Below are 12,341 nucleotides of genomic sequence, written 5' to 3'. Positions count from 1 at the left end.
TCCTTCCGGATCTCTGATGACGGAAAGCCTCACCCTTCGGGGTGGGGCTTTTTTTATGAGCCTGTCCGGGGGTTTACTCCCCGCTTTCCGGCCAGTGGACCTGACGGAGACTCTGAATGAATGCGGCAAGAGCGGGCGGTTTCTGACGGCGGCTGGAATAGTAGAGGTGATAGGGCTCGAAGATTTTGCGGCAGTGGCCCAGAACGTCCATCAGGTCTCCGGCCGCGATCCGTTCCGACACGAAGGTACTGGGAAGCCATGCCAGCCCCAGTCTCGCCAGACAGGCCCGGCGAACCTGAGACAGATTTGTCAGAACGAACTGCCTAGTCGTCGTCGTAACCCGGATGTCCCTGCCGTCTTCATGGAAATGCCAGGCTAGCAGTTCGCCATGGATGGGCAAATGCAGATTGATGTAGGGACAATCCGCGAGATCACGGGGTGTTCGGGGAAAGGGATACCGGCTGAAAAAATCCGTGTCCCTACGACCGACATGGGAATTTCCTGTCCGATCTGAAGCGCGATCATGTCTTTGGGCACGAGCTGGCTGCGACGTATGCCCGCATCGTGACGTTCGCGCACAATATCCGTCCGGCCATAATCAGTTGTCAGATCGACACGGATGGCCGGGTATTCGGTCAGGAACCGTTCCAGCACCGGCCAGATGGCGGATTGTCTGGCTCAGGGCGGATTGTGAAACGCCCAGACGGGTCGCAGCGCGTGTGAAGCTGTCCTCGGTGGCGACAATGAGAAAAGCGCTCAGGTCCCGAAGATTTTCAGTCATTATCGGAAAGCATAATCAAGGATGTCTTCGGTATGGCAATCTGCATCATGGAACGAAAAAGCCCGGAGATGCGGCAGGCACCTCCGGGCTTTTTTGAACTAACGTTGGACGGGCGCACTCAGAATGGGATTTCGTCGTCCAGATCGTTGTCCGGTGGAGCGTCCCAGCCGCTGTTGCCGCCGCTGCGGTTTCCCCCGCCCGAAGCGGGGGTGGCTCCGCTCCGGCCGCCACTTCCAAAGCCGCCTTCGCTACCGTCTCCAAATCCGCCGCTTCGGCTTCCGCCGCCGCCATAGGAACCGCCTTCGTCTCCACCGCTCCGGTTGCTGTCGATCAGCACCAGGTCACCGCGGAAACGGTCGATCACCACTTCGGTCGTGTATTTTTCCTGTCCGGACTGGTCTGTCCATTTGCGGGTGCGCAGTTCGCCTTCGATATAGACCTTGCGGCCCTTGCGCAGGAACCGCTCTGCCACATCGGCCGTGCGTTCGTTGAAGATGACGACGCGGTGCCATTCCGTGCGCTCGCGACGCTCCCCGGACTGGCGGTCGTTCCATGTGTCAGACGTCGCCACGGTCAGGTTGACGATCTTCGTTCCTGACTGCGTATTGCGGACTTCCGGATCCCGGCCCAGATTTCCGACCAGAATCACCTTGTTGACGCTACCTGCCATTCCGTACCAACCAATTTTCTCGAATTGTTCTTTTCATGCGGCTCAGAAAGCCCATCTATAAATGATCTAGCACCCCTTCAAGGGCGTTCCCATCTCACAATCGCATCTTCTCCACAATTCGGGGGTTCCGTGAGCTTTCCAGACAATCATTCGATCCGCGTCCGTGGGGCCCGCGCCCATAATCTCAAGAACATCGACGTCACCATCCCGCGGGATTCCCTGACCATCATCACGGGTCTGTCAGGTTCCGGAAAATCTTCTCTGGCCTTCGATACGATCTATGCGGAAGGGCAGCGGCGGTATGTAGAAAGTCTCTCCGCCTATGCGCGCCAGTTCCTCGAACTGATGGGCAAGCCGGACGTGGACTCGATCGAAGGGCTGTCCCCGGCCATTTCGATCGAACAGAAAACCACGTCCAAGAATCCGCGCTCGACTGTAGGTACGATCACGGAAATTCACGATTACATGCGTCTTCTCTGGGCGCGGGCAGGTATTCCGTATTCCCCGGCGACGGGACTGCCGATTGAGGCCCAGACTGTCAGCCAGATGGTCGATCGTGTCATGGCGATGCCCGAGGGCATGCGGCTGATGCTGCTCGCACCGGTCATCCGTGACCGCAAGGGCGATTGCAAACGTGAACTGGCCGAACTCGCGCGTAAGGGCTTCACCCGCGTGAAAATCGACGGGGAGCTGTACGAGATTTCCGAGGCGCCGGAACTGAACCGCAAGACGCGCCATACGGTCGAAGTCGTGGTGGACCGGATCGTCGTCAAGGCGGGGCTTGAATCGCGTCTGGCGGACAGTTTCGAAACGGCGCTCGAGCTGTCGGACGGACTGGCCTATGCCGAGGAGGTCAAGCGCGCGGGCGAGAAAGAGGCACTGGCGCATGTCGTGTTTTCCTCACGTTTCGCCTGCCCGGTTTCAGGTTTCACTCTGGAGGAGATCGAGCCGCGTCTCTTTTCCTTCAATGCACCGATGGGTGCCTGTCCGGTCTGTGACGGGATTGGCGTCGAGACCCATTTCGATGAAAACCTGATCATCCCGGATGACAGCCTGACGCTGGCAGAAGGGGCCGTTGCGCCCTGGAAAGGCGCCAGTACGGACTGGTACGACCAGACGCTCGCGGCACTTGCCCGTCATTGCGGCGATGACATGGACACGGCCTGGAGTGATCTTCAGCCTGCCACGCGGGAACTGATCCTGTACGGATCGAAAGAGCCGATTTCTATTCCCTATCGGGATGGCAGCAAGGTCCATACCGTCACCAAGCCGTTTGAAGGTGTTCTGAAGAATCTTCGCCGGCGTATGGCGCAGACGGACAGCATGTGGGTGCGGGAAGAACTCTCGCGTTATCAATCCGACAAACCCTGTCATGCCTGTCATGGGGCGCGGCTGAAGCCTGAAGCCCTGTGCGTGAAGGTCAATGGGCTGAACATCGCCGAAGCCTCGGACATGCAGATCCGCAAGGCGCTGGACTGGTTTTCGGGCGTGGAAGACACGCTGACGCCCCAGCGTGCCGAAATTGCCCGACGAATTCTGCGGGAGATCACGGACCGGCTGCATTTTCTTGACGATGTAGGGCTGGATTATCTCACCCTGTCGCGTGGGTCGGCGACTCTTTCTGGCGGCGAAAGCCAGCGGATCCGTCTGGCGTCCCAGATCGGGTCTGGGCTGACCGGCGTACTGTATGTGCTGGATGAGCCGTCGATCGGCCTGCACCAGCGCGATAATGAGCGTCTTCTCGGGACGCTGGAGCGTCTCAAGCGGCTCGGCAATACCGTCATTGTCGTCGAGCATGACGAGGACGCCATCCGGGCAGCGGATTATCTGATCGACATGGGGCTGGGTGCCGGCACGCGCGGCGGCAATGTCATTGCCTACGGGACGCCGAAGGAAGTCGCGAAGAACAAAGACAGTCTGACCGGGGCCTATCTGTCCGGACGCCGGTTCATTCCGGTTCCTGAAACGCGGCGGACGTCTGACCGGACGCTGAGGCTGTGCGGGGCGACGGGCAACAACCTCAAGGATCTGACGGTCGATTTCCCGCTGGGAACGTTCATTGCCGTGACGGGTGTGTCAGGTGGTGGCAAGTCCACGCTGGTCATCGACACGCTTTACAAGGCCCTGTCCCGCCAGCTCATGAAGTCGAGCCAGACGCCGCTTCCGTATGACCGTCTGGAAGGCGTGGAAAATCTCGACAAGATCATCGAGATCGACCAGTCCCCGATTGGCCGGACACCACGCTCCAACCCGGCGACCTATACGGATCTGTTCGCACCCATCCGGGACTGGTTCGCGGAACTGCCGGAGGCCAAGGCGCGAGGATACAAGCCGGGGCGTTTTTCCTTCAATGTGAAGGGTGGGCGGTGCGAGGCCTGTCAGGGTGATGGTGTCCTGAAGATCGAGATGCACTTTCTGCCGGACGTATTTGTGACCTGCGATACCTGCAAGGGCGCGCGTTATAATCGTGAGACGCTGGAAGTGAAGTTCCGGGGCAAGTCCATCGCCGATATTCTGGCCATGACGGTAGATGAGGCGCTGCCTTTCTTCCATGCAGTGCCGAAGATCCGTGACCGTCTGGCCATTCTCCAGCAGGTCGGGCTCGGATATGTCGCGCTGGGCCAGCAGGCGACCACGCTGTCCGGCGGTGAGGCGCAGCGCGTCAAGCTGTCCAAGGAACTGGCCAAGCGGGCGACGGGACGCACGCTCTATATTCTCGATGAACCGACGACGGGGCTGCATACGGAGGATGTCCGCAAGCTGCTGGAAGTGCTGCATGCGCTTGTGGATCAGGGCAACACGGTGCTGGTGATCGAGCATAATCTCGAAGTCATCAAGACGGCGGACTGGCTGATCGATATTGGTCCGGAAGGCGGTGATGGTGGTGGTCAGGTCGTGGCGAGCGGAACGCCGGAGGATATTGCCGCCTGCAAGGCCAGTTATACGGGGCGTTTCCTGGCACCGCTTCTGAATGCTCCCGGCGTGCGGCAACCCCGTGAGACCGCATCCATCGGGACGCCACAGGCAATGATTGACGCCCGGCCACCGCTTAAGGCGGACCGGAAATCTGCAAAGGCCAAAGCAAACAAGCCTGAAGCGAAGGAAAAGACCTCCCGGGCGCGTCCGCGCGGAGCCCGGAATAAGGTGAAGGCCTGATGAAACCGGCATGATGATGGGCGAACCGGCTGTATGCATTAGCGGACGTATCAGTCTGGCGGGTGTGCGGTTCTGATGGAGCGGGTGTGGAAGAGTATGGCGGGTATTCTGGCGCTCCCTTGTGTGGCCAGCGCTCCTGTGCCTGCTCCGGTGCGTCTGTCACCGGCTGAGGAAAACCTGATCGCCAGCAAAGTGAACGCGATTGCTGACCCGGCGGAGCGGCGGGCCGTGCAGGAGCAGGGACTGCCGTGGATGGCAACAACATTCCTGTGTCAGGATGCGGCACGCCCCGTTCTGGCAGGGATAGGCAGTGCGCCACATCGGTTTTTCCTTCAGGATGACCAGCCGGACAGTCAGCGGATCGTCACACCGTCCCTGTTGCAAGGGCGGGGGCAGTTCCTGAACAGTGGCGACGGTCCCATTCACTGGACGGCGTTCACATGGTCCTGTCATCTTGATCCGGCGACGGGACGGGTGGCGCGTTTCGATGCTGTTCCGGCGGGGAAAAGCCAGCCTTTTCCCGAGTGTCGGGTGTCACAGATGACACTTCGGACGGATGATGAAAATGGTGCGTTCGATGGCATGTCCCAGAGCGGCACGCGCATCATCCTACACAATTCCGGTCCTGCGGCCTGTGTGATGTCTTCCCTGCCGCGTCTTTATCTTGAGGACGGTGCGGGCCATGTCTTGCACTCCAGATCTGGAGCATCTGCGCAGAAACAGGTGGTCATCAGACCAAACGGGACTGTGACGGCCTCTCTGCACTGGGTGTCAGGGGACGTCTATCCGGAAGGGCGGTGCGTCACGTCGAGCAGGATGGTCATGGATATGAGGGGTGGTCATCTGCAACAGGCCTTTGAGCGGCATCTGTGTGTCGGCGCGTGCGGAGACGTATTTCGATCAGACGCCCCTGACGGGAAAATAGGTTTTCCGAAGTCTTTATCAGGCGTGTGCTGGTCTGTAGCGGTGTGGCGCAGTAAAGAAAACCTGATGTTTCGAAAAAGAACGTAGCGGGAAAGGAAACGGATATGCGGTTTCGGATTGGTATTGCGCTGGCGCTTCTGCTGACGCTGTCGGCCTGTGGGCCGGATTATGGCGAGCGGGGCTCCCGCCAGTATCGCGGGGACGGTTTTGGAAATGTCGGCGCCGGTCAGAGCAGTTTCGGGTATCAGGGCGGCCCGACCTGAGATCGGCCCGCCACTGAGGGAAAGCTGGTTCAGGACAGGGCGTCCTGAACCAGCTTTCCCTGCTGGGCAGCATGGGTTCCCGGCAGGCCGGTCGCGGGAGACGCTGCGCTTTCGCGACCTACATAGACCGGACGCTGGACGCGATGCCCGCTTTCACGCAGGGCCCGTTCAATCCGGCGATCCACGAAAATCCAGGGGCCGTTGTTCTCCGGTTCTTCTTGGCACCAGAGAACCTGTTCGGCGTTCCTGTGGCGTGAGAGCTGTTCCATCAACCCGTGATGCGGGAAAGGATAAAGCTGTTCGAGGCGGATGATGGCCACATCCTTCAGGTTCCGGCGCGTCCGTTCGGCCGCGAGATCGTAATAGACCTTGCCGGAGCAGAGGATGACCTTGCGGGCATCTTCGGTTTTTTCCGGATCAGGCAGAACGGGACGGAAACGGGTATGCGGTCCCATTTCATCCAGCATGGACACGGCATCCCGGTTCCGCAGAAGGGATTTCGGGGTAAAGACCACCAGAGGCTTGCGACAGCGCCGGGCAATCTGCCGACGCAGGGCGTGGAAATAGTTCGCCGGGCTGGTGATGTTGCAGACGCGCATGTTGTTTTCGGCGCAGAGCTGGAGAATACGCTCGATACGGGCGGAAGAGTGTTCCGGGCCACCACCTTCATAACCATGAGGTAGAAGAAGGGTCAGGTTGGATGTCCGCAGCCATTTCGTCTCGCCTGAGGCCACGAACTGGTCGAGAATGATCTGGGCGCCATTCGTGAAGTCTCCGAACTGGGCTTCCCACAGGACGAGCGCGTCCGGATCGCCCAGGGAATAGCCATATTCAAACCCGAGAACGGCATATTCCGACAGTGGAGAATTCCAGATGTTCAGCGGGGCCTGATGCGGGGCGATGTGCATCAGGGGGGTATCTTCACGGCTGGTTTCCTGATCGAACAGAACAGCATGACGCTGGCTGAATGTGCCCCGGCGGCTGTCCTGCCCGGAAAGCCGGACGGGGTGACCGTCCATGGACAGGGTTCCGAAGGCGAGGGCCTCCGCCGTGGCCCAGCCCAGTGGTCCACCATCGGCCACGGCCTTGCCGCGTGCCATGATCTGGCGGGCCAGGCGGGGATGCACGGCCAGGCCGTCCGGGATGGTGCCGATGGCTTCGCCTACGGCGCGCAGGCGGGCCAGCGGTACGCCGGTCATGGGCTGGATGCGCTCGGGTTCGTCCTGAAGGCGTGTCGGATCCTGCGGGCCATCCAGCCAGTCCGTGGCATCCGGATGATAATCGGTGGAGGCGGCGAACTGGTCTTCCAGTTTTTTCTGGAAATGCTGCCACATCGTCTCGACGTCCTGTTCCGACAGGATTCCGGCCTTGATCAGGCGGTCCGCATAGAGACGGCGCGTCGTCGGGCGGTTCTGGATGGCGCGGACCATTGCGGGCTGGGTAAAGGCGGGTTCGTCCGCTTCATTATGGCCGTGACGCCGGTAACAGACGATGTCCAGCACGATATCACTCTGGAAGGTGGCGCGCCATTCATGGGCCAGCAGGGCGCAGCTGGCCACGGCGTCCGGGTCATCTCCGTTTACATGCAGGACGGGAGCCTGGATCGCCTTGGCGATATCCGTGTTGTGCACACCGGAATGGGCATCGGACTGAACGGTAGTGAAGCCGATCTGGTTGTTGATGATGACATGAACGGTACCGCCCGTGCGATAGCCTTCCAGTCTGGAGAGGGAGAGCGATTCGTACACGACGCCCTGACCGGCGAAGGCGGCGTCGCCATGGACGAGGATGCCAAGATGGCGGTTGCGGTTTCTGTCCTTTTCACGGTCCTGATCTGCGCGGACGCGGCCGAGCACGACCGGATCAACGGCCTCCAGATGAGACGGGTTGGGCAGGAGCGAGACGCGCATCGTGCGTCCGGCATGTTCCAGTGTCGTGGCGGTCCCGAGATGGTATTTGACGTCGCCTGAGCCCTGGATGTTATCGGGTTTGAAGGATGCGCCGGCAAATTCGCTGAAAATGGCGGCGAAGGGCTTGCGCAGGATGTTGGCCATCACGTTCAGGCGGCCACGATGTGGCATCCCGAGAGAAACGGAACGGACATCCTCCCGGGCGGCGGCGTCAATCAGAACGCGCAGGGCAACGATAACGCTCTCGCCGCCTTCAAGGCCGAAACGGCGCATCCCCATGAAACGCTTCTGGCAGAAGGCTTCAAATCCTTCGGCACGGGTCAGGGCCTGCAGGATGCGGCGCGGCTCCATGGGACTTGGGAGGGGGCCCTCCTCCAGCCGATTGATCCACCATTGACGCTGCGCCGTATCCTGAAGATGCATGAATTCGGCGGCAATGGTTCCGCAATAGGCACGACGCAGCCGGGCCAGAAGATCACGGTCGCCATCCGGGGGTGTGAGTTCGGGAATATCCGGCCGTGGCGCAATGTCCAGCGGATCGAGCCGGGCCAGGGAATGGCCACGGAGGCGATAGGCGTTTTTCAGGGCTTCGGCGCTGCTGTCTTCGGTCGGGGGGGAGGATTTCTCGGCGCCAAGGGTGGCGAACAGGGCAGCAAAGGCCGGATCAACGGATGCAGGGTCATCCTGCCAGCGTGCGTGCAGCTCCGCCAGATAGATGGTGTTGTCGCCGTTGATGGCATCCCGGTCGTCGTGATGATCGCCCATGAAAAATATTCTCCTGCCCAGGGAGGCGGAGTCTAGCGGATTGGAAGGGACGGGCCAATCTTGCCGAAAGTGACAGATCCTGACAGGGAGAAGCGTTTTTTTATCGCATCCGGCATGTCATTGGCCTGTTGGGAAATGCCAGAACGAAAAACGGACAGGCATGACCCTGTCCGTTTCCTGTCTGTCTTTTCTCTGAATTCTTGCGTTCAGAACTGTGCGGCTACGGTCCCGAAGAATTCGCGTGGCGCAGCGACGAACAGGTTGGCGTTGTCATCACCGGCAACGGAAGCCGCGCCGTAGACGCCGCCGATATAGTTCTGATTATACAGGTTGGTGATACCAAACGTCGTCTTGAGATTCTGGGCAAAACCGACTTTGCCGAAGTCATAGGCCAGGTTCAGGTTCGAGGTCCAGTAAGCCGGGATCTGCTCGTCATTGGTATAGGTCATCTGACGGGCGCTGGTGTAAGTCGTATTGAAGTTGAACGTGGCATGATGCCAGGTATAACTGACGTCCACCTTGTACATGAACTTCGGGTAATAGACCTGATGCTTGCCCTTGATGCTGACGTAACCACCATTATACGGAAGGTGGGAGTCCTCATAGGTGGCATTGTTCCAGCTGAAGCTGTTCGTGATGGCGAGACCGCGGACAGGACGTAGCGTTCCAGCGACGTCTGCGCCGTTCATTGTTTCACGTCCGACATTGATGAAGGCGCCGTAGGTGTTGCTGGTTGATCCGGTCGTGATCGCTGCCAGACGGTTGTAGTAATCGGTGTGGTAGAAATCCACGCTTCCCGAGAAGAGGGTGGAATTGTAGCGGTACCCGACGACATAGTTCCATGTGCGTTCGGGTCTGAGGGTTTTCAGGTTCGCGTTGAAAACACTCTGCGCCGAATTGGTAGCAGTGCCCAGACCGCCCCAGGCCGTGCCGCTTGAAGACTGCTGGCCATAATCATAGGCCCGCATGTTTTCAGCAATATCGAAATAGACTTCATGATGATTCAGGAAGTGATAGTCGAAATTGAAATGCGGCAGGAACGCATCGGCGGCCGTCAGGCTACCCGTGGCCGGGTGGCTGTAATAGGTGCCCCAGTTCGAATATTTTTCAGTATTGTCCGTGCTGGTGCCACCATGGGTTGTCTGAAGCATGGACTTGAAGCCGGCAGTGACGGTCATACCCGGGATGATCCGGTAGGTATCCTGAAGGTAGAACTGGAATGTATTGGTATTGAACGAGTCGCTGTACCACTGGGTCCCGTTCGTGAAGCCGGAGAGGGACGCATGGGGATAGTTGACGCCGTCCTCGTACATCATCATCGGGTAGTTGAAGCGGTCATTCTCGTACCAGACACCGGTCTTGATGGTGTTGTTGTAGCCGGCGTGAATATCGAAGTTCTGTACCAGGCCAAGACGGCGCACATCCGGATGACCGACTTCCAGCGCCATGGGGACCTGCGAGGACGGTGAGACTAGGAACGGATTGGTTCCGGCGTAATCACCGTTCGAGACATGTGCGTAAGCAACGGTCTTGGAATCGACGTTCGGGAACAGATGGAAATCACCCGTGATGGCGGACAGATAGTTCCGCTGGATCTGGGTTCCGTCATAGGCATAGTCGCCGACTTCGTCGTTGGACAGGACGCCTTCCAGTCCCGGTGGAACGCCGCCGTTCTGCGCGTAGGTGGCATATTCCTTGGAGAGGGCGTAGTTGGGTTTCAGATAGGTGGTGTTTCGCCCCATCTTCTCCCACATGTTCTTGGTTAGACCGAGATAGTTGTACTGGGAGAAGTTCGAATAGTCGAAGACAGCCGTAATCTTACCACGGTCGCCCACGGGCTGGACCAGTTTGAAATTGGCCTGCTGTTCCTGCTGATCGCCATAACCTTTCCAGTTGTTCTGATCGGTCCGGGCATAGGCGGCGTAAAATTTTGTGCCGGTGTGGTTCAGGACACCACTGTCCACGCGTCCGAAGGTCCGGAAGGCATTGTAGCTGCCGAACAGCTGGCTCACACGCCCACCGGCCTTGTCCAGCGGATCATCCGTAGCAAAGGTGATGGCGCCGCCAAGGGTCTGGGCTGAAGGAGTGTCCAGTGCGCCTGCTCCCTGGGACATGGTCAGGCTGCTGATATTTTCCTGGATTTCCATCTGGTCCACACCCAGGCCGTTCCAGTTATGGAAGCCCTGGCCGCCCATGGGAATGCCATCCATCGAGACGCCGAGCTGTGTCTGGTTGAAGCCACGGACATAAAGCGTATTGGCGACCGTATCGAGGCCAAACGCATCGTCGGAGGCAAAATTGGCACCCGGTGTGGTAAGGGCCAGGATCTGCATCGGGCTTGTACCGGCCACGAAGTGATCCATCGTCTGGCGGCTGACGACTTCGACCGCACTATGGCCGCCCCGGCGATGGACGTGAATGGTCATTGTCTCGGAGCCCGATTTGACCTCTGCGGGCCGTTTGTGCACGGCATGAGCAGTGGTCTGAGGGTGATGCCCGGGACGAACGGAGTGCATTGGACTGCGTGATTTTTTGCTGGTGGCAGAAATTGTACTCGCCTGGGTCGTACCAATGAGGAGACCGGCAAGAGCAGCACTAGAGAGCAGATGTCGTCCCAATCCATTCATGGTGGATCGTGTTCCTGTTTTCCGAGATTAAACGGTGCGTATCGGGAAACATCGTATGTCAAAAAAAATTCACAAAACAATATGTTGAATGAGGGTTCTTTTCCTGTTGCTATAGTAATGATGCAGAAAAACAACACAGCCTCAGCTGTGCTGTCTTTCAAGAGCGGACAAAAACCTATTCCTGGCATTTGTTACTTTAATTAAAACATATAATCGCAATCTCTTTGTTGAATGCCAATTTGTTTTTTATCCGAAATAGTACGCCATTGACGCAATGCGTCGCTCCAGGGATTTTCGCCCAAAGGAGGTCTCCATTTCATCGAAAACGTGACAGGCGCCGGGGATCACTTCCAGTTCTACGGGGATGCCGCTGCGAATGAGGGCACGGGCATAGGTCAGGTTTTCATCCAGGAACAGATCCAGCGTGCCAACAGAGAGGAAGGCAGGCGGAAGCCCCGACAGGTCTGTGGCGCGGGCGGGCGATGCATAGACGGAAACGTCCGCACTGGCAGGGAGCACCGGGTTCAGGAAAGCCTGCCAGGAATAGGTATTGCTGGCGCGGGTCCAGATGAACTGTCCGGCGACGGGAGAAGGATCGGATTCACCAATGATCGTCCGGTCATCCAGCATGGGATACAGCAGGTTCTGGAAAAGAATGGCCGGGCCTTTCCGGTCGCGGGCCAGCAGGCAGACGGCAGTGGCGATGTTGCCGCCCGCGCTTTCTCCTGTCACGCCGATTTTCGCGGGGTCGATTCCGAGGCTGTCGGCATTGTCGTGAATCCAGCAGAGCGTGGTGTAGGCATCCTCAAGACCACCGGGAAAGGGTGTCTCCGGAGCGAGGCGGTAATCGGGAGAAATGACGACGCAATCCAGCGCCTGTACGAATTTGCAAAGCTGGGTGGTAGCGAGCTCGGGACGTCCGGCCACCTGTCCGCCGCCATGAAAATGCAGCAGGACGGGGCGTGATTCCGAACTGCTTTTGTCGGGACGTAGGGTGAAAAGGCGGATATCCGGTGCGCCATCGGGGCCGGGAATATGAAGCTGTTCGAGTTTGACGGGGTAATCTTCGGCCTGAAGGAAAGCCTGTCCTGCTTTCTGGTCGAGAAAGGCGCGGAAGGACGTCAGCGTTTCTGCGGAAACATCCGTGCTGCCTGTCCGTTCGACGAGAGGGAGAAGTTCGGGACGCAGAAGGGGAAGGGTATCCATGGAACCGCTTTCATGCTGGGGCGAAAAACAGTGAAAAAG

The 12,341-nt window shown here is 58.9% G+C and carries 8 protein-coding genes and 1 pseudogene; 3 read left to right on the top strand and 6 right to left on the bottom strand.

The features are described 5' to 3' along the window. Positions 1-73: 73 nt before the first annotated feature. From GMO_RS14555 to ssb, 3 genes and pseudogenes are all read right to left on the bottom strand, one after another. Positions 74-436, bottom strand: a pseudogene (locus GMO_RS14555) (LysR substrate-binding domain-containing protein); the annotation flags it as partial. 162 nt (positions 437-598) lie between these two features. Next, positions 599-781, bottom strand: coding sequence for a helix-turn-helix domain-containing protein (locus GMO_RS14545; protein ID WP_217491392.1), 183 nt, complete (start codon positions 779-781; stop codon positions 599-601). 118 nt (positions 782-899) lie between these two features. After that, the gene (gene ssb / locus GMO_RS08310) at positions 900-1,451 is read right to left on the bottom strand and encodes a single-stranded DNA-binding protein (protein WP_008851912.1); all 552 of its coding nucleotides are present in this window, start codon (positions 1,449-1,451) and stop codon (positions 900-902) included. A gap of 129 nt (positions 1,452-1,580) precedes the next feature. On the opposite strand from ssb, the gene uvrA reads away from it, so the two are divergent. The 3 genes from uvrA (at position 1,581) to GMO_RS14405 (ending at position 5,794) form a co-directional block, all read left to right on the top strand. Then, on the top strand, positions 1,581-4,607 hold the full coding sequence (gene uvrA / locus GMO_RS08305; RefSeq protein WP_008851911.1) for an excinuclease ABC subunit UvrA: 3,027 nt from the start codon (positions 1,581-1,583) through the stop codon (positions 4,605-4,607). A 96-nt stretch (positions 4,608-4,703) separates the two neighbouring features. Next, positions 4,704-5,618: a DUF4232 domain-containing protein gene (locus tag GMO_RS13555; protein WP_008851910.1), complete on the top strand. Its 915-nt coding sequence runs from the start codon at positions 4,704-4,706 to the stop codon at positions 5,616-5,618. A gap of 17 nt (positions 5,619-5,635) precedes the next feature. Next, a complete protein-coding gene (locus GMO_RS14405) occupies positions 5,636-5,794 on the top strand; it encodes a hypothetical protein (RefSeq protein ID WP_008851909.1) in 159 nt (52 codons plus the stop codon). Positions 5,795-5,823: 29 nt separating this feature from the next. Here the strand turns inward: GMO_RS14405 and GMO_RS08295 are convergent, their stop codons facing one another. The 3 genes from GMO_RS08295 to GMO_RS08285 all read right to left on the bottom strand — a co-directional run bounded on the left by GMO_RS08295 (position 5,824) and on the right by GMO_RS08285 (position 12,302). Further along, positions 5,824-8,469 carry a 2-oxoglutarate dehydrogenase E1 component gene (locus GMO_RS08295; RefSeq protein WP_008851908.1) on the bottom strand — a complete coding sequence of 882 codons (2,646 nt, stop codon included), beginning with the start codon at positions 8,467-8,469 and terminating at the stop codon, positions 5,824-5,826. 206 nt (positions 8,470-8,675) lie between these two features. Beyond that, on the bottom strand, positions 8,676-10,895 hold the full coding sequence (locus tag GMO_RS08290) for a TonB-dependent receptor domain-containing protein (RefSeq protein ID WP_008851907.1): 2,220 nt from the start codon (positions 10,893-10,895) through the stop codon (positions 8,676-8,678). Between the two features lie 447 nt (positions 10,896-11,342). Further along, positions 11,343-12,302, bottom strand: a complete 960-nt coding sequence (locus GMO_RS08285) for an alpha/beta hydrolase (protein WP_040508731.1) — start codon at positions 12,300-12,302, stop codon at positions 11,343-11,345. Between the last annotated feature and the right edge of the window lie 39 nt (positions 12,303-12,341).

The sequence above is a fragment of the Gluconobacter morbifer G707 genome (genome assembly GCF_000234355.1).
Lineage (GTDB): Bacteria > Pseudomonadota > Alphaproteobacteria > Acetobacterales > Acetobacteraceae > Gluconobacter > Gluconobacter morbifer.
This window is presented reverse-complemented; position numbering and strand designations above follow the sequence as displayed.

What these genes read in the sequence shown, in the direction of transcription:
- GMO_RS08285 (WP_040508731.1), bottom strand. Translation starts at nt 12,302, where the DNA reads ATGGATACCCTTCCCCTTCTGCGTCCCGAACTTCTCCCTCTCGTCGAA.
- GMO_RS13555 (WP_008851910.1), top strand. Translation starts at nt 4,704, where the DNA reads ATGGCGGGTATTCTGGCGCTCCCTTGTGTGGCCAGCGCTCCTGTGCCT.
- GMO_RS08290 (WP_008851907.1), bottom strand. Translation starts at nt 10,895, where the DNA reads ATGACCATTCACGTCCATCGCCGGGGCGGCCATAGTGCGGTCGAAGTC.
- ssb (WP_008851912.1), bottom strand. Translation starts at nt 1,451, where the DNA reads ATGGCAGGTAGCGTCAACAAGGTGATTCTGGTCGGAAATCTGGGCCGG.
- GMO_RS14405 (WP_008851909.1), top strand. Translation starts at nt 5,636, where the DNA reads ATGCGGTTTCGGATTGGTATTGCGCTGGCGCTTCTGCTGACGCTGTCG.
- GMO_RS14545 (WP_217491392.1), bottom strand. Translation starts at nt 781, where the DNA reads ATGACTGAAAATCTTCGGGACCTGAGCGCTTTTCTCATTGTCGCCACC.
- GMO_RS08295 (WP_008851908.1), bottom strand. Translation starts at nt 8,469, where the DNA reads ATGGGCGATCATCACGACGACCGGGATGCCATCAACGGCGACAACACC.